Raw genomic sequence first — 16,510 nt, 5'->3', positions numbered from 1 at the left:
GCTCACCCCGGCCGCACCGCGCCGTCCAGCGCCGTCCGGGCCTCGGCGGCGAGCCGGCGGACGAGCTCACCGGCCGGCTCCGCCCGCGCCAGTGCGGCCGACTGACCGGCCCACAGGTGCAGCTCCTCGACCTCGCCGGCGGCCCGTGCCGCGGCCCGGACCGGGGCGGTGAGCAGGTGCACCTCCGGATAGGCGGCCGGTGCTGCGTCCCCGAGCTCCCGGACGGCGTCGTTGACCAGCGCCCGCGCCCGGCGGCCGGTGAACGCCCGGGTGACCGTCGTGGGCCGCCCCTCGGCGAGCGCGGCGACGTGCACCGCCGCGGTGCCCGCCTCCGGCGTCGGCAGGAACGCGGTGCCGAGCTGGGCCAGCGACGCCCCACCGGCCAGCGCCGCGGCCACCCCGGCCCCGTCGGCGATGCCCCCGGCGGCGACCAGCGGCAGCGGGGACACCCGCCGGACGAGGGTCAGCAGTGGCAGCAGGCCCAGCTGCGCGGGCTCCTCGTCCGACAGCCCGCCGCGGTGCCCGCCCGCCTCCCACCCCTGGACGACGAGCGCATCGGCGCCGGCTGCCGTCGCGACTGCCGCGTCCTCCGGCGAGGTGACGGTGACCCACACGGGCAGCCCGGCGTCGTGCAGCGCGTCGAGCACGTCCGCGGGCGGCAGCCCGAAGGCGAAGGACACGACGGCCGGCCGCAGCTCCCGCAGCAGCTCCACCTTCGCGGCGAACCCGTCGTCGGAGTGGGCCGGGACGCCGGGGGTGGCGCCCAGCCGGGCGGCGCGGGCGGCGATGCGGTCGGCGTAGCCGGGCAGGCGGGCGGCCTCCTCCGGCCGCTCGGGCACCGGCGCGAAGACGTTGACGCCGAACGGCGCCCCGGTGCGGGCACGGACCTCGGCCACCTCCGCGGTGACCTGCTCGGGCGTGCGGTAGCCGGCGGCGAGGAAGCCCAGCCCGCCGGCCTCGCCCACCGCCGTGGCCAGGGCCGGGGTGGACGGCCCTCCGGCCATGGGGGCGCAGACGATGCGGGCGGGGACCGGCGGCAGGGGCAGGGGCACGCCGGTGACCCTGCCGGGCGAGGGCTCGGGCCCACAAGCCGGGTCGGGCCGGTCCGGCGTCCTACGATCCGCGCCGTGGGTCCCTCCCGTGCCGCCGTCCCCGCTGTGCGGCCGTCCCGCCCGCCGCGGTGACCCGCCCCCGCCCCGCGGCCGGCGGCGGCCGCCTGCTGCGCGTGCCGCCGGAGCGGCTGGGCCGCTGGCTCGACGGCGTGGCCGCCCGGCACGGGGCCTTCGACACGGTCGAGCCCGAGGAGGGCGCGCTGCGGATCACCTGCGCGGACACGACGACGGTCGTCCTGCGCGCCCCGTTCCCCTGGCGGCCCGGCCCGGCGCTGCTCTCCGCGTTCACCTCCGCGGCTCGGCAGCCGCACCGGGCCGCGGTGCTGCTGGTCCGGCGCGGGCGCTGGGCGGTCGGCGTCTTCGACGGCGCGGAGCTGCTCGTCTCCAAGGTCGACACCCGGCTGGTCCAGGGACGGACCGCCGCCGGCGGGTGGAGCCAGCAGCGGTTCGCCCGCCGGCGGGCGAACCAGACCGACGCCGTCGTCGCGGCCGCCGCCGACACCGCCGTCCGGGTCCTCCTGCCGCACGCCGGCGAGGTGGAGGGGCTGTTCACCGGGGGCGACCGCGGACTGGTCGACGCCGTCCTGGCCGACCCCCGGCTGGGGGCGCTGGCCGCGGAGCGCCGGGTGCCGCCGCTGGAGGTGGGGGAGCCGACGAAGGCGGCGCTGCTGGCCACCCCCGAGCAGTTCCGCGCCGTCGCCGTGCACCTCGTGGAGCCCGGCGACCGCAACGCCTGACCGGCGGCGCGGGCGCTCCCCGCCCGGCCGGACAGCCCCCGGTAGCCTGGACCGATGGACTGACGATGCGACAGGGCCGGTCTTCGCCCGGTGCACCCGGGGTCAGGGCCGGAGGACCAGCCGGATCGGGTTGCCCTCCTTGTGCGCGAGCCGCTCGATCCCGCGGGCGGCCTCGGTCAGCGGCAGCGTCCCGGAGACCGACCGGGACAGGTCCAGGCGGCCGTGCCGCACCAGCGACACCAGCTCGACCACGTGCTCGGGCTCGGAGCCGTAGTGACCGAGGACGCGCTGTCCGAGGTAGCTGAACGCGGTGCCGTTGCGGATGGTCAGCGGCTGGTCGGTGAGGCCGACGAGGACCAGCGACCCGCCGGCCGCCAGGGTGCGCACCGCCTGCTCGCGCACCGCCGCCACGCCGGCGAAGTCGAACGCGACGGCCAGTCCCGCGCCGGCGGTCGCCTCGCGGATCGCGGCGCCGACGTCCTCGGCCGGGGCCACCGCCAGGTCGGCGCCGAAGGCCAGCGCGCGCTGGCGCGCCTCCGGCACCGGGTCGACGGCGACGATCGGCGCCGCCCCGGCCAGCCGCAGCAGCTGGACGGCGTGGGCGCCCAGGCCGCCGATGCCCCACACCCCGACCGGCTGGGCCGCCCGCACGCCGGCGGTGCTGACGATCGAGGCCCACGGCGTCGAGACGGCGTCAGGCACGATGCAGGCCTGCTCCAGCGGCAGCCCGTCCGGCACGGCGACCAGCGTCTCCACGGTGGCCAGGGCGTACTGGGCCCAGCCGCCGTCGTAGTCGACGCCGCGGGTGTGCACGACCCCGTTCCTGCGCTCGCCGGCCTGCAGGAGCACCCGCTGCCCCTCGGCCCAGCCCGCGACACCGGGCCCGAGCTCGGCGACGGTGCCGGCCACCTCGTGGCCGAGGGTGACCTCCTCGCCGGCCGGGAACAGTGGGGACAGCTGCCCCTCGACGAGGTGGACGTCGGACAGGCAGATCCCCGCCGCCGCGACCTGGATCAGCACCTCCCCGGGCCCGGGCACCGGCCGGGGCACCTCCTTCACCGCGAAGTCGCGGGTGCGCACGTCCAACCGTCCGGCGAGCATCGTCTCGGGCACGACCTCTTCCTCCCCGGTTCCCACCGCGCGTAACGTCTCCCGACCGTGTCCTCCGCAACGAGCGCGACGACCACCGCCCCCGATCCCGTCCTCCTCGCCGAGCGCGCCCACCTGGCGCACGCGGCCGACTGCCTGACCCGGATGCGCGCGTCGGCCTCCGCCGTCGTGGACGCCGGGGTGGACGCCTGGGCCTCCGAGCGGCTGGGCGCGGCCCGCGCCGAGCGGCTGCGGGCGCTGGCCGACGACCCGGGCGTGCCGGCCTTCTTCGGACGCACCGACACCGCGACCGAGACCTTCCACATCGGCCGCCGGCACGTCCGCGACGCGGACGGGACGCCGGTGGTCATCGACTGGCGGGCGCCGATGAGCCGGCCGTTCTACCAGGCCGGTGCCGCCGACCCGCAGGGCCTGGTGCGCCGTCGCCGGTTCGGCTTCTCCGGCGACGAGCTCACCGGCTACGAGGACGAGCTGCTCGGTGCCGGCGACTCGGCCCCCCTGCAGGGGCCCGCCGCCGGTCTTCCTGCAGGGGTCCGCTGCGAGCCTGCGAGCGGTGGGGAGCAGGAAGGCCCTCCTCCGGTGGGGGGCAGGGGGGTCCTCTCTGTGCTGCGGGAGGAGATCGAGCGCCCGCGCAGCGGCCCGATGCGCGACATCGTGGCCACCATCCAGCCCGACCAGGACGCGATCGTGCGCGCGCCGCTGGCCGAGTCGATCTGCGTCCAGGGCGCGCCGGGCACCGGCAAGACGGCGGTGGGCCTGCACCGGGCCGCCTACCTGCTCTACACCCACGGCGGGCAGCTGACCCGCACCGGCGTCCTCGTCGTCGGCCCCAACCGCGCCTTCCTCCGGTACATCGAGCAGGTGCTGCCCGCCCTCGGGGAGGTCGACGTCGAGCAGACCACGGTGGCCGACCTCACCGCGCGGGTGCCGGTCCGCGCGGTCGACCCGCCCCCGGTCGCCGTCCTCAAGGGCGACGCGCGCATGGCCGAGGTGCTGGACCGGGCGCTGTGGGGGTCGATCGCCAAGCCCGCCGAGGAGGTGCTCGTGCCGCTGTGCGGGCGCCGGTACCGGGTGCCGGTCGAGCGGCTCAAGCGCTCCGTCGACGACCTGCGCCGGCGCGGCCGCGCCGGCGACGACCAGCAGCGGCTGCACCACACCGCCGGGCGGGAGCGGCTGGCGATGAGCCTGGCCGAGGACGCCCGCAGACAGGCCGAGGCCGCCGGCGGCAGCGCGACCGACGCCGAGACGCGGCGCGCGGCGCGCAGCCCCGAGGTCCGGGCGTTCTGCGACGCGACCTGGCCCGCGCAGGACCCCGCCGGCTTCGTGCACGGCCTGCTCACCGACCCGGCGCGCCTGGGGCGGGCCGCGCGGGGCGTGCTCTCCGACGACGAGCAGGCCCTGCTGCTGCGACCGGCCGGACCCCTGCGCTCCGCGCCGTGGACGGCGGCCGACGCGGTGCTCGTCGACGAGGTCGCCGGCTCGCTGGAGCGCACCCCCGGCTTCGGGCACGTGGTCGTCGACGAGGCCCAGGACCTCTCGCCGATGCAGTGCCGCGCGGTGGCCCGCCGGCTGGCGGCCGGGTCGCTCACGGTGCTGGGCGACCTGGCCCAGGGGACCAGTCCCTGGTCGGCGGCCGACTGGAGCCGGACGCTGGCCGCGCTGGGCCGCCCCGACACCGTCGTCCGGCCGCTGACCCGCGGCTACCGCGTGCCGGGAGAGGTGCTCGACTTCGCCAACCGGCTGCTGCCGGCGATCGCGCCCGGCCTGGCCCCGGCGACGGCGGTGCGCCGGGGCGCTCGGGCGCTGCGCATCCAGCCCGACGGGGTCCTGGCCGACGTCGTCGCCGACCTCGCCACACAGCCGGGCTCGGTCGGCGTCGTCTGCACCGACGCCACCGCCGCCGAGGTGGCCGCCGCGCTGGCCGCGGCCGGGCTCCCCGCCCCCGTGCTCACCGACGACGGGGAGGCGGGCCGCCTGACCGTCGTCCCGGCGTCCCTGGCCAAGGGGCTGGAGTTCGATTCGGTCGTCGTCGTGGACCCCGCCGCGATCGCCGCCGCCGAGCCGCGCGGCCTGCACCGGCTCTACGTCGTCCTCACCCGGGCGGTGAGCACGCTGGTCGTCCTGCACCGCGGGGACCTGCCCGACCTCCTCGCGGGGTGAACACCCGGTCACGCAGGGGCGTCCAGACCGGGCGTGCGCGGCGCGGGTGGTTGTGGACGGTCAGGTTTCCTGTTCCAGTGAGCCCCGTCACGGAAGGGGGCCCATGGACCTGCGCACGGATGCACGGGTCAGGACGCTGCTCAAGCTGGCCGCCACGGTCGTCGCGGCCGGGGCCCTCGTCGCGGCGGTCCTCTTCCCGTGGGTCGGCGGGCCGGCCCTGGCCGCCCAGCAGTCGACCAGCCTGCTGGGGGACCTCCCCACCGAGCTGAGCATCGACCCCCCGGCCGGCAACACGGTGCTGCTGGCCGCCAACGGCGAGCCGATCACGTACTTCTACGAGGAGAACCGCGCGCCGGTGGCCGGCGACCAGATCGCCGAGGTGATGAAGCAGGCGATGGTGGCCATCGAGGACGCCCGCTTCCGCGACCACCACGGCCTCGACGTCCAGGGCACGCTGCGGGCGCTGCTCACCAACATCGCCGCCGGCGGGGTGCAGGAGGGCGGCTCGACGCTCACCCAGCAGCTGGTCAAGCAGACCCTGCTGCAGACCGCCCGCACGCCGGAGGAGCGCAGCGCGGCCACGGAGCAGACGGTGGGCCGCAAGCTGCGCGAGGCCCGGCTGGCGCTGGCCCTGGAGGACGCCTACTCCAAGGACGAGATCCTCACCCGCTACCTGAACGTCGTGTACTTCGGGCAGAACGCCTACGGCGTGCAACCGGCCGCGCGCGCGTTCTTCGGCGTGGACGCCTCCGCGCTGACCTTGCCCCAGGCGGCGCTGCTCGCCGGACTGGCGCAGAGCCCGGCCGCCGACGACCCGTTCACCAACCCCGAGGCGGCCACCGAGCGGCGCAACGAGGTCCTCTCCCGGATGGTCGAGCAGGGCTACGTCACCCCGGCCGAGGGCACCGCGGCCCAGGCCGCCCCGCTGGGGCTGGCCCCGGGCCCGGCGCCCCGCCGCGGCTGCGTCGAGGCCGGCGTCGGCGCGTTCGTCTGCGACTTCGTCCAGCGGTACCTGATCCAGGAGCTGGGGCTCACCCAGGAGCAGTTGGACAACGACGGCTACGTCATCCAGACCACGCTGGACGTCGACCTGCAGCGGGCCGGCGACGCGGCCGTCGTCGAGACCCTGCCCATGGGCGACTCGCTGGCGGCCATGTTCACCGCCGTCGAGCCGGGCACCGGGCACCTGCTGGCGATGAGCGTCAACCGGGTGTTCGGGTATGACAAGGAGGACCCGGCGCAGGAGTCGTTCAACCTCAACGTCGCACCCAGCAAGGGGTCCGGGTCGACGTACAAGGTGTTCACCGCCGCCGCGGCGCTGGCCCGCGGCTACTCCAGCTACTACACGCTGTCCACGTCCGATCCCTACGTCTCCCGGGTCTACCGGGACGGCGCCGGCCGCTACGACGTCCAGAACGCGGGCCGGTACCGGTCGACGCTGGACCTCACCACCGCGCTCTACCAGTCCTCCAACACCTACTTCCTCGCCCTGGAGGACGCCCTGGGCAGCGTCGAGGAGCCGGTGCGCATGGCCGAGCGGATGGGCCTGTTCCAGTTCAGCGACCCGGCGCTGCCGCAGCAGATCGTCGACGAGAACCGCGGCTCGTTCACCTTCGGCGCCGAGGCGACCAGCCCGCTGGCGCTGGCCAGCGCCTACTCCACCCTGGCCGCCAGCGGCACGCAGTGCGACGTCGTCCCGGTCACCGCCGTCCTCGACCGGCACGGGCAGCCGGCGCTCGGCGCCGACGGCGAGCCGCTCGCCGTGGGCGACCGGTGCACCCCCGAGGCGATCCCGCCGGGCGTGGCCAACACGCTCAACCAGATGCTGGTCAAGGACGTCGCGCCCGGGCACCCGGGCCAGACCGGCGCCCGCGCGCACGTCCCCGGCCACCAGATCGCCGGCAAGACCGGCACGTCGCAGGACAACGACTCGATCGCCTTCGTGGGCTACACCCCCGAGATCACCGCCAGCGTCATGGTGCTCAACCCCAAGACGAAGCAGAACGTCGGCGGCTTCGGCGGCGGGAAGGCCGCCACGGTCTGGCGCGACGCCATGGCGCCGGTCCTGGAGGCGCGGGGGAGCGGGCAGTTCCCGCCGGCCGACGAGGTCGTGATGAACGGCAACACCCGGCCGGTGCCCGGCTGCTCGTCGGTCCGGGCCTGCCAGGCGGCGCTGGCCGACGCCGGGTTCCAGCACACCACCGTGCGCGTGGACAGCTCCCGGGGGGCCGGCACGCTGCTGGGCACCAGCCCGCCGCGCGGCGGTCGGGCCGTGCCGGGCCAGCTCGTCTCGATCCTGGTGAGCAACGGCGCCGACTACGTGGAGCCGGCTCCCCAGCGGCGGTCGGAGCCCGAGCAGCCGCCGGCCCGCGAGGCGGAGGACCCGCCCGCCCCCGAGGAGCCGGCCGGACCGCCACCGGCGGAGGAGGAGGCCGAACCGGCACCCGAGCCGCCGCCCGAGGACCCCGCCGAGGGCGACTTCGACGAGGGCGGGGACTCCGACGAGGACGGCGGGGACTCCGACGAGGAGTTCGACTCCGGCGAGGACTTCGAGGACGACGAGGGCTGACCGCGGCGGATCCGCTCGTCGAGGGACTGGGTCAGCAGCCAGCCGCCGATCAGCACCAGGTGCAGGAGGAACAGCCACAGGCTGATGGCCACCACCGCACCGACCACGGTCAGCCCGCCGAACGGCGCGCCGAGGGCCAGCGGGAGGGACAGGAACAGCACGAAGCCCTGCAGGAAGCCCGACAGGCAGGCGGCGGTGAACAGCGCGCCCGACACGAGGGCCGGCCACCGCAGCCAGCCGGCGGCGATCACGCCGAACCCCCACAGCAGCGGCACGGTGAGCGCGGCCAGCACCGAGTAGTAGCCCACCGCCAGGCTGCCCAGCCGGGCGCCCCGCTCGGTCAGCCCGACCATCGCCGAGGCCGCCAGCAGCAGCGGGTACAGCAGCAGCGGGGTGGCGACCACCAGCGGCAGCGCCAGCAGCCGGCCGCGCCAGCCGGTCAGCGTGTCCCGGCGCGGGGTGAAGCGCAGCAGCGCCCGCCGCAGGCCCTCGCCGTAGAAGGAGAGCGGGAGCAGGGCGAGCACGAACTCCAGCAGGCTCATGCCCACGCCGGCCCGGGCGAGTGCGCGGAGGGCCTCGGGGGCGCCCAGCTGCGCCGGCAGCAGACCGGCCAGCCGTCCGGTGAGGTCGGTGACCGTGTCCGGCGAGGTGAGCAGGGCGGTCAGCGAGAAGGCCACCAGCAGCAGCGGCACCACCGCGATGCCGGCGTAGAACGTCAGCCCGGCGGCGATCAGCGCGAGGTCCCGACCCTGCAGCCGGCGCGCCGCGCCGCGGATCAGGTCCCTGGTCTCCCGCCGCAGGTCCACCGGGTCATGCCACCAGGTCGGGACCGATCCCGCCGGACGGAGCCGTTCCGGGGGTCCTCCCGGGGTCCGCCTTCAGCGCCGGTCCAGCAGCGAGCGGGCCGCGGCGTAGCCGCCCAGGCCGCTGACGGCACCGCCCCGCACCGTTCCGCCGGAGGAGGCCGCCACCACCCGCGGGTGCGCCGTCGCCACGCCCCAGGTGCCCACCTCCGCGGGCGTCGCGGCAACGGGCCAGGACAGGTCGCCGTGGAAGATGTGGCCGCCCGGCATCGCCAGGGACGCCTCGACGTCCAGGGGTGAGGCGGCCTGCAGGCAGGGCTCCCCGGCGGCGTCCCGGGCCAGGCAGTCCAGCAGCGGCTCCTCCAGGTGGGCGTCGAGCTGGGCGACGACCCGGCGGACGGCCTCCCGGCGCGTGCCCACGGGGTCCTCCCGGAAGAGCGCGGCCGGCGTGTGCAGGCCGAACAGGGTGAGCGTCTGGTGGCCGGCCGCCCGCTCCGCCGGCCCGAGGATCGAGGGGTCGGACAGCGAGTGGCAGTAGACCTCGAACGGGATCACGTCGGGCAGCCGGCCGGCGGCGGCCTGGGCGTGCGCGGCGTCGAGCTGCGTGGCGGCCTCGTCGACGTGGAAGGTCCCGGAGAAGGCGACGGCCGGGTCCACGCCCGACCGCAGCCGGGGCAGCCGGGCCAGCACCATGTTCACCTTGAGCTGGGCGCCGTCCGGCGTCGTCCGTGCCGGGACGCCGAACAGCCGGTCGAGCACGGCCGGCGCGGCGCCGCAGACGACCGCGCCCGCGTCCGCGGCCCGCTCGGTGCCCTCGTCGTCGGTCCAGTGCACGGTGACGCCGTCGGGCCGCGGGTCCAGCGCCGTCACCGTGGCCCGGGTCAGCAGCTCCGCGCCGGCGCCGCGCGCGGCGGCCGCCATGGCGCCGGTCACCGCCCCCATCCCGCCGACCGGCACCCGCCACCGGCCGGTGCCGTTGCCGACCAGGTGGTACAGGAAGCAGCGGCCGGCCGGGCCGTCGGCGGCGTGCACGTCGGCGAAGGTGCCGATCAGCCCGTCGGTGAGGGCCACCCCGCGGACGACGTCGTGGTCGAGGTCGTCGGCCACCACGTCGGCCAACGGCCGCTCGAGCAGGTCCTGCCACAGCTGCGGGTCGCGCAGCCGCCCGGCGAGGGCGGCGGGGGAGAGGAGCGGCTCGGTGAGCGTCGGGGCGAGGTCCTCGGCGAGGTCGGCCAGCCGGCCGTAGAAGCGCCGCCAGCCGGCCAGCTCGTCGTCCGAGCCGGTGAGGTCCCGGAAGGACGCGGCGGTGGCCGGCCCCTCGTCCCGCTCGACCAGCAGCCCGGACGCCCCGGGCACCGCGGTGTAGGAGGCCACCTCCCGGTCGGCGAGGGTCACCTCCAGTCCGAGGTCGGCGACGATCCGGTCGGGCAGCAGGCTGACCAGGTACGAGTACGCCGAGAGCCGGACGTCGACCCCGGGGAACACCTGCTGGCTGACCGCGGCGCCGCCGACGTGCTCCAGCCGCTCGAGGACGAGCACCGACCACCCGGCGCGGGCCAGGTAGGCGGCGGCGACCAGCCCGTTGTGCCCGGCCCCCACGACGACGGCGTCGTACCTGCTGCGTGCACTCACCCGGCGGACGGTAGCGGGTGCGGGGTCCTCAGCCGCCCTGCGTGGGGGCGTCCTCGCTCTCCTCGCAGCCCTGTCCCGGGGCCTGCTCGGCCGTGCCGCAGTCCTGCTCGTTGCGGTCGAGGTCGGTGTTGGAGTTGTTGGTGCTGCTGCACCCGGCGAGCGCCCCGACGAGGGCGAGCACGACCAGGGGGCGCTTGAGATCCATGCGCTGCACGTGCTCGCCGGGGACCGTCGGCAAACCCCACGCGCCCCGGTCGCCCCAGGGGTCTCGGCGACCGATCGGGGTCGAGGTGAGAGTCCACGAAATCACATCTGGGTAATTGTCACGACAGCGTCACGGCCCTTACGGTGTGTGTGTCCGCCGGGGCGCTCCGTCACCGCAATGGGTGACACCCCGCGGGCGCCGTCGAGCCGGTTCCTCCCTCCGGGGGAGCCGGGCCGGGGACCCAACGCAGCACTGGGGTGGAGCACGCACGGCTCAGGCCGGGCGCGCCGGGCGCCTTCCCGCTCGAACCCGTCAGCTAACCCGGTAGGCGGCTCGTGGAAGAACGGAGAGCCGCCAGACCATGGCGTCCCACCGCGCCGCTCGCCGCGCTGCGCTCGTCCTCGCCGCCGCCCTCGGCGTCGCCTTCGTCCCGACCTCCGCCGGGGCGGAGGAGCCGGCCACCGCCCAGGAGGCCGCCGCCCTCGTCGCCGCCCGCGGGCACGACCTGGAGGTCGTCACCGAGCAGTTCAACGAGGCGCGTGAGGCGCTCGCCGCCCAGCAGGCCGCCGTCCAGGCCGCGGCGGCGCAGGTCGCCGAGGCGCAGGCCGTGGTGACCACCGCGCGGGAGCAGGTGAAGGGCATCGCCCGCAGCGCCTTCACCGGCGAGAGCATGGGGTCGCTGCAGGCGCTGATGACCAGCGGCTCGGCCGACGAGTTCGTCAACCGGGTGACGCTCCTGGAGGCCGTCGCCGGTCACCAGAACGACCTGCTCGGGCAGGCGGTCGCCGCCGGCGAGGCCGCCGCCGCGGCCCAGGCCGAGGCCGACCGGATCGCCGCCGAGACGCAACAGCAGTACGACGCCGTCGCCGAGCAGCAGGCCGACCTGCAGGCGCAGATCGCCGCGTACCAGGCCGACTACGCGCGGCTGAGCGCCGACGAGCGGCGCGCCGCCCTCGCGGCGGCAGCCACCGCCCACGGCGGTGGGGAGCGGGCCAGCCGCGGTGAGCGGGCGGCGCCGTCCTCCGGGTCGGCTCCCGTCGTCGCCGGCGGCGGCGCGCTCCAGGCGGTCATCGACCGGGCCATGGCCCAGCGCGGCAAGCCCTACGTCTGGGCGGCCTCCGGCCCCGGCTCCTACGACTGCTCCGGGCTGGTCCAGTACGCGTTCCAGGCCGCGGGCATCAGCCTGCCGCACTCCAGCCGGATGCAGTCCTCGATGGGGCAGCAGGTCTCCCGCTCCGAGGCCCGCCCCGGCGACCTGGTCGCCTTCTACAGCCCGGTCAGCCACATCGGCATCTACCTCGGCAACGGCCAGATGGTGCACGCGCCGACCTCCGGCGACGTCGTCAAGGTCGCCAGCGTCGACGCCATGGGCGCCACCCCGAAGTTCAACCGCATCGCCAGCTGAGAGGAGGACCCCGTCCTCCTCACCGCTCGCAGGCTCGCGGCGAGCCTCGGGACGGCGCCAGCCGGAGCCCCCGGACGCCACGCGCGTCCGGGGGCTCGGTCGTGTCTTGACCGTCCGGGCTCATCCGTGAACACTGCTCTCCATACAGATCAGTGATCGCGGAGTGGGTGCGGAATGGCGCAGGCATGGCAGTGGAGCTGGGCGGGCGTCGCGTTCGCCACCGAGCTGGGCGCGCTGGCCGCCCTCGGCTACTGGGGGTGGGTCTCCGGCGGGACGCCGACGGCGCGGTGGCTCCTCGCCCTCGGCGTCCCCCTCGTCGCGGCGGTCCTGTGGTGGCTGTTCGCCGCGCCGCAGGCCGTGGTGCACGTCGCCGTGCTGGTCGTCCTCACGAAGGTGGCCGTCTTCGGGGCGGCGGGCGCCGCGCTGCTGGCGGTGGGGTCGCCGCGCCTGGCCGCCGTCCTGGTCGTCGCCGCCGTCCTGGGCAGCGTGCTGTCCGGGCCGCTGACCGCACCCGCGCCGGAGGTCGCGGTCAGCGCGGCGCCGGCCGGCTGACCTGCTGCAGCAGGCCCCAGACGAAGCGGGCCCGGACGTCCCCGGGCAGGTGGACCTCCCAGCGGGTGACCACCCCGGGGTCCACGCTGCGCGCTCCGGGCAGCCCCACCACGTCGTCCAGGACGTGCTCCCACACCCGCAACCGGCCCGCCGTGGCGCGCGGGACCGGCGAGCCCGGCGCGCGGACCAGGTGCTCCTGGAGCACCGAGCCGCCCGGGCCGGAGAGCACCTCCCAGCACAGGTGTGGCCACAGCGGCAGCGGCCAGCGGCGGACCTGGAGGTCCAGGTCGCCGAACCGGCGGTCCTCCAGTTCCTCCGGGGGGCCGAGGACGGCGGTGCGCAGGGCCAGCCCCCGCGGTGCGCGGGGCGAGTGCTGCAGCGCCTGCCACCGGGTGTGTGCCGCGTGCGCTTCCGCGCGCGTGGCGCCGACGCGGGGGAGCGCCTCTGCCACCAGGTCGGGGCGCAGGTCGGCCATGCGGCGCAACAGCACGAGGCAGAACTCCCGCCGCGCCAGCCCCCGCACGGCCGACGACCCTGCCAGCATCCGTCCGTGCTCATCCCACCGGCCGCCGCCGGCGGGATCATGGACGGGCGGTCACCCTGGCGTTCCCCGGTGGGACCGGCCCCGGGTGCGACCGGGCGGCGCGCGTGCGCCCCGCCGGGCCCGACCCGCGGATCGCCCTGCGCGAGCAGGCGTCGCTGTCCCCCGAGGAGCGTCAGGCGCTCGACGCCCGGCTGGACCACGGGGACGCGGCGCGCGCGACCGGCCCCTGGACGCGGGCGGTGCTGCGCCTGATCGCGGAGCGGCCCGGGGTGCGCGCGCCCGACCTGGCCGCGGCCCTGGGCGGGAGACCCTGCCGTCCACGCGGGACGTGCGGCGGCTCAAGGAACTCGGCCTCACCCGGAGGCTGCCCGTCGGGTACGAGCTCTCCTCCCGGGGCAGTGCCCACCTCGGCTCCGGGATCGGGGAGGATGGGGGGCGATGAACCCCCGTGCCGTCGCCCTCGCCTTCCGTGCCGTCGCCCTCGCCGAGGCCTGCTCCTGGGTGGGCCTGCTGTTCGGCATGTTCGTGAAGTACGTGCTGGCCACCTCCGAGCGCGGCGTGCAGATCTTCGGCCCGATCCACGGCGGGATCTTCGTCGCCTACGTGCTGGTCGCCCTGCTCGCCGGCCGGGTGCTGCGGTGGAACCTGGTCACCACCGGGCTCGCCCTGGCGGCCTCGGTGCCCCCGCTGGCCACCCTGTGGTTCGACCGCTGGGCCACCCGCACCGAGCGGCTGCCGCTGCCGGACCCCGCGCCGGCCTCCTGACCGACCGGGGCCGCTCGCTACGGTCGCGGGCGTGTCCGAGCCCGTCCTGCCCTCCACCGCCCGCACCCTGCTCGCCCGCACCGCCCGGGCGCAGCGCGAGGGCCGGGCCCCCAGCCTGGTCGCCGGCGTCGTGCGGGAGGACGGCCTGGTGTGGTCGGCCGGGCGGGGAGACGTCCCGGAGCCGCACACGGACGTGCAGTACCGGCTGGGCTCGATCAGCAAGACGGTCACCGCGGTCGCCGTGCTGCGGCTGCGCGACGAGGGGCGGCTGGACCTCGACGACCCGCTCGACCGGCACGTGCCCGGCACGCCGATGGGCGACCGCACCGTCGGCCAGTTGCTGGCCCACCTCGGCGGTGCGGCGGCGGAGAGCCCGGGCGGCTGGTGGGAGCGGACGCCGGGCGTTTCGCTCGAGGACCTCGGCCTGGACGACGAGCACGTGGTCCTGGGGGCCGCCCGCCGGTTCCACTACTCCAACCTCGGCTTCGGCCTGCTCGGCGAGCTGGTGGCCCGGCAGCGCGGACGCGCGTGGGGGGACGTCGTCCGCGACGAGGTGCTGGCCCCGCTCGGCATGACCCGGACGACGCCGCGCCCGGTCGCCCCGGCCGCGGAGGGCCACGCCGTGCACCCCTGGGCCGACGTCGTCCTGCCCGAGCCGGAGCACGACGCGGGCGTGATGGCCGCCGCGGGTCAGCTCTGGGCGACCCTGGCCGACCTCGCCCGGTTCGCCGTCTTCCTGCTGGGCGACACCGGCGACGTGCTGGACCCGGCGACGCTGGAGGAGATGACGATCCCCGGCGGGGTCGACCCCTCGGCGCCGGGGTGGTCGGCCTACGGGCTGGGCCTGCAGGTCGTGCGCGTCGACGGGCGCACCCTCGTCGGGCACGGCGGGTCGATGCCCGGCTTCCTCGCCGGCGTCTTCGTCGACCGCGACGAGCGGACCGGGGCGGTGTCCCTGGCCAACGCCACGAGCGGTCCCGAGCCGGTGGTGTTCGGGCTGCTGGCCGACCTGCGGGCCGCCGAGCCGCGGATCGTCGACCCGTGGACCCCCGCGCCGTCCCCCGTTCCGCTGGAGCACCTCGGCATCTGGTTCTGGGGTCCGGCTCCGCACGTGCTCCGGGCGCTCCACGGCGGGCTGCTGCACCTGGGGCCACTGCCGGGCCGGGCGGGGCGCGCGAGCCGCTTCGCCCGCCGGGACGACGGCACCTGGCTCGGGCTGGACGGCTACTACGCCGGGGAGCCGCTGCGGATCGCCCCGGACCACTTGGACCTGGGCACCTTCGTCTTCACCCGCACGCCCTACGACCCCGAGGCCCCGGTGCCCGGCGGGGTCGACGAGGAGGGCTGGCGGCACTGAGCCGCGCAGGTCACGGCAGGTCGAAGGCGTCCATCGTCGTCTTCAGCACCGCGCCGTAGACCAGGTGCGGCACGAGGTCGCTGGCCCAGTCGGTCGCCGACCAGCTGCGCGGGTCGGTGATGCCGAGCGCGGTCATCGGGCCGTTGGCCGCGACCAGGATCCCGGCCGTGGTGAGCAGCGTGCCGACCAGGGGCTGCGACCGGAAGCCGGCGGCCCGCACCAGCCCGACGACGACGCCGACACCGACACCCGTCACCAGCCCGGTCAGCGGGCCGAGCCCCTGCACCCGGTTGTTGCGGGTCTCGCCCTCGCCGGGGATCGGCACGTGGGCCTTCTCGGCCAGCTTCTCCACGGTCTGCTCCGGGGTGGAGCTGGTGCCGCGGCCCCGGACGGCCATGTCCAGGTACGTGACGGCGTTGAGCGCGGTGCTGGCCGCCGCTCCCGCCGCGGCGCCGCGCAGCGCCCAGCCGGGCACGCTGATCCCGCGCCGTCCCTTGCCGATCGTCCCCACGGGGGTGCGCTTCGCCATGGCCGCGCCCTACCCCGTCGCGCTGTTCACACGCGTGGGACCGGCCGGCAGAGGAACTCGGCCACGAGCCGGGCGCACCGCCCGACGGTCTGGCCGTGCTGGACCTCGTAGCCGTGGGTGCTCAGCGTCGGCAGCGACAGCAGTGCCGCCCGCGCCGTCTGGCCGCTGGCGCGCGCCTGCGAGGCGTCGGAGTCGAAGGACTCCCAGACGGCGGCCCGCGCGCCGAGCCCGAGCTCGCGCCCGAGCGCCAGCAGGTGGTCGGAGAGGGCCTTGTCGTAGACGACGGCGTCGTCGGCGTAGGCGACGACCGGGCCGGAGTCGGCCGGCACCTGGTACTCGGCCTCCACCGGCCCGACGTCGAGGGCGAGCGTGACGTCCCCGGGCAGGGTCCGGCTGGCGTAGGTGGCGCCGATGCCGCCCATCTCCTCCCCGACCGTGCAGACCAGGTAGACGTCCGCCGGAGGGCGCCGGTCCTGCTCGTGGAGCAGCCGGGCGGCGCCGACGAGCGTGGCGAGGGCGGCGCGGTCGTCGAGGAAGTAGGAGCCGACGTAGTCACCGAACCCGACCAGGGTCCGCCGGCTCGCGTGCACGCAGACGCGCGTGCCCGGGTGCACGCCGGCGGCCTCGAGCTCCTCGACGCCGCGGCCGGTGAAGACGTAGACGTCGCTCCACTGCATGGCCTGGTCGCCGCCGTCGGGCGTGGTGCGCCAGACCTGGCTGGTCTCCTGGGTGGTGTGCTCGGAGCCGAGCAGCAGGACCGCGGTGAACTGCTCCTCGTCGCCGAGGACGGTCAAGGGGCCGAGGCCGAAGTTGCCCGGGTACATCGTGCCGAGCTGGGACAGCCGCAGGGTGCCGTCCGGTTCCACCCGCTTGACGATCATGGCGAGCTCGTCCATGTGGGCCATCACCCGAACCACCGGCGCGTCCGGGTCGCCCGCGCCCCGCAGCAGGGCGACGAGGTTCCCGGCGGGGTCCACGGACAGCTCGTCGACCAGGGGGCGAGTGCTCCTCGGCAGACCTCGCGGACGTC

Annotated in this window: 14 protein-coding genes, 1 pseudogene and 1 riboswitch; of the genes and pseudogenes, 7 read left to right on the top strand and 8 right to left on the bottom strand. The window is 76.6% G+C overall.

Annotation, left to right across the window (positions count from 1 at the left end):
- Window positions 1-2: 2 nt before the first annotated feature.
- The gene (locus ACI79C_RS11455) at window positions 3-1,052 is read right to left on the bottom strand and encodes a nitronate monooxygenase (RefSeq protein WP_456945781.1); all 1,050 of its coding nucleotides are present in this window, start codon (window positions 1,050-1,052) and stop codon (window positions 3-5) included.
- 128 nt (window positions 1,053-1,180) lie between these two features.
- On the opposite strand from ACI79C_RS11455, the gene ACI79C_RS11450 reads away from it, so the two are divergent.
- Window positions 1,181-1,849, top strand: a complete 669-nt coding sequence (locus ACI79C_RS11450; protein WP_456945780.1) for an acVLRF1 family peptidyl-tRNA hydrolase — start codon at window positions 1,181-1,183, stop codon at window positions 1,847-1,849.
- A 102-nt stretch (window positions 1,850-1,951) separates the two neighbouring features.
- Here ACI79C_RS11450 and ACI79C_RS11445 read toward each other — a convergent pair whose 3' ends face one another.
- On the bottom strand, window positions 1,952-2,962 hold the full coding sequence (locus tag ACI79C_RS11445; protein ID WP_456945779.1) for a zinc-binding dehydrogenase: 1,011 nt from the start codon (window positions 2,960-2,962) through the stop codon (window positions 1,952-1,954).
- 45 nt (window positions 2,963-3,007) lie between these two features.
- Between ACI79C_RS11445 and ACI79C_RS11440 the strand changes: the two genes are divergently transcribed.
- Window positions 3,008-5,119 (top strand): HelD family protein, encoded by a 2,112-nt coding sequence (locus ACI79C_RS11440; RefSeq protein ID WP_456945778.1) that lies wholly within the window; start codon window positions 3,008-3,010, stop codon window positions 5,117-5,119.
- Between the two features lie 103 nt (window positions 5,120-5,222).
- The gene (locus tag ACI79C_RS11435; RefSeq protein ID WP_456945777.1) at window positions 5,223-7,688 is read left to right on the top strand and encodes a transglycosylase domain-containing protein; all 2,466 of its coding nucleotides are present in this window, start codon (window positions 5,223-5,225) and stop codon (window positions 7,686-7,688) included.
- A gap of 23 nt (window positions 7,689-7,711) precedes the next feature.
- On the opposite strand, the pseudogene ACI79C_RS11430 reads toward ACI79C_RS11435, so the two are convergent.
- The 3 genes and pseudogenes from ACI79C_RS11430 to ACI79C_RS11420 form a co-directional block, all read right to left on the bottom strand.
- Window positions 7,712-8,494: pseudogene (locus ACI79C_RS11430) on the bottom strand (YhjD/YihY/BrkB family envelope integrity protein); the annotation flags it as partial.
- A gap of 72 nt (window positions 8,495-8,566) precedes the next feature.
- A complete protein-coding gene (locus ACI79C_RS11425) occupies window positions 8,567-10,123 on the bottom strand; it encodes a phytoene desaturase family protein (protein ID WP_456945776.1) in 1,557 nt (518 codons plus the stop codon).
- 28 nt (window positions 10,124-10,151) lie between these two features.
- On the bottom strand, window positions 10,152-10,328 hold the full coding sequence (locus ACI79C_RS11420) for a hypothetical protein (protein ID WP_456945775.1): 177 nt from the start codon (window positions 10,326-10,328) through the stop codon (window positions 10,152-10,154).
- Window positions 10,329-10,560: 232 nt separating this feature from the next.
- A riboswitch (cyclic di-AMP (ydaO/yuaA leader) is annotated at window positions 10,561-10,654 on the top strand.
- Window positions 10,655-10,689: 35 nt separating this feature from the next.
- Here ACI79C_RS11420 and ACI79C_RS11415 point away from each other — a divergent pair.
- Window positions 10,690-11,733: a C40 family peptidase gene (locus ACI79C_RS11415; RefSeq protein WP_456945774.1), complete on the top strand. Its 1,044-nt coding sequence runs from the start codon at window positions 10,690-10,692 to the stop codon at window positions 11,731-11,733.
- Window positions 11,734-11,907: 174 nt separating this feature from the next.
- Window positions 11,908-12,285, top strand: a complete 378-nt coding sequence (locus ACI79C_RS11410) for a YrdB family protein (RefSeq protein WP_456945773.1) — start codon at window positions 11,908-11,910, stop codon at window positions 12,283-12,285.
- Here ACI79C_RS11410 and ACI79C_RS11405 read toward each other — a convergent pair.
- Window positions 12,263-12,829 (bottom strand): hypothetical protein, encoded by a 567-nt coding sequence (locus tag ACI79C_RS11405; RefSeq protein ID WP_456945772.1) that lies wholly within the window; start codon window positions 12,827-12,829, stop codon window positions 12,263-12,265. The genes ACI79C_RS11410 and ACI79C_RS11405 overlap by 23 nt on opposite strands.
- A gap of 438 nt (window positions 12,830-13,267) precedes the next feature.
- On the opposite strand from ACI79C_RS11405, the gene ACI79C_RS11400 reads away from it, so the two are divergent.
- The gene (locus ACI79C_RS11400) at window positions 13,268-13,594 is read left to right on the top strand and encodes a DUF3817 domain-containing protein (protein WP_456945771.1); all 327 of its coding nucleotides are present in this window, start codon (window positions 13,268-13,270) and stop codon (window positions 13,592-13,594) included.
- Window positions 13,595-13,625: 31 nt separating this feature from the next.
- Window positions 13,626-14,951 (top strand): serine hydrolase domain-containing protein, encoded by a 1,326-nt coding sequence (locus ACI79C_RS11395; protein WP_456945770.1) that lies wholly within the window; start codon window positions 13,626-13,628, stop codon window positions 14,949-14,951.
- Window positions 14,952-14,961: 10 nt separating this feature from the next.
- Here ACI79C_RS11395 and ACI79C_RS11390 read toward each other — a convergent pair whose 3' ends face one another.
- Window positions 14,962-15,480, bottom strand: coding sequence for a hypothetical protein (locus ACI79C_RS11390; RefSeq protein ID WP_456945769.1), 519 nt, complete (start codon window positions 15,478-15,480; stop codon window positions 14,962-14,964).
- A gap of 26 nt (window positions 15,481-15,506) precedes the next feature.
- Window positions 15,507-16,457, bottom strand: coding sequence for a hypothetical protein (locus ACI79C_RS11385; protein ID WP_456945768.1), 951 nt, complete (start codon window positions 16,455-16,457; stop codon window positions 15,507-15,509).
- Window positions 16,458-16,510 lie beyond the last annotated feature (53 nt).

It is taken from the genome of Geodermatophilus sp. SYSU D00697 (genome assembly GCF_054050175.1).
This window is presented reverse-complemented; position numbering and strand designations above follow the sequence as displayed.

Excerpts from the sequence above, each read along its gene's own strand:
- ACI79C_RS11435 (WP_456945777.1), top strand. The coding sequence starts at position 5,223 with ATGGACCTGCGCACGGATGCACGGGTCAGGACGCTGCTCAAGCTGGCC.
- ACI79C_RS11420 (WP_456945775.1), bottom strand. The coding sequence starts at position 10,328 with ATGGATCTCAAGCGCCCCCTGGTCGTGCTCGCCCTCGTCGGGGCGCTC.
- ACI79C_RS11415 (WP_456945774.1), top strand. The coding sequence starts at position 10,690 with ATGGCGTCCCACCGCGCCGCTCGCCGCGCTGCGCTCGTCCTCGCCGCC.
- ACI79C_RS11410 (WP_456945773.1), top strand. The coding sequence starts at position 11,908 with ATGGCGCAGGCATGGCAGTGGAGCTGGGCGGGCGTCGCGTTCGCCACC.
- ACI79C_RS11405 (WP_456945772.1), bottom strand. The coding sequence starts at position 12,829 with ATGCTGGCAGGGTCGTCGGCCGTGCGGGGGCTGGCGCGGCGGGAGTTC.
- ACI79C_RS11400 (WP_456945771.1), top strand. The coding sequence starts at position 13,268 with ATGAACCCCCGTGCCGTCGCCCTCGCCTTCCGTGCCGTCGCCCTCGCC.
- ACI79C_RS11390 (WP_456945769.1), bottom strand. The coding sequence starts at position 15,480 with ATGGCGAAGCGCACCCCCGTGGGGACGATCGGCAAGGGACGGCGCGGG.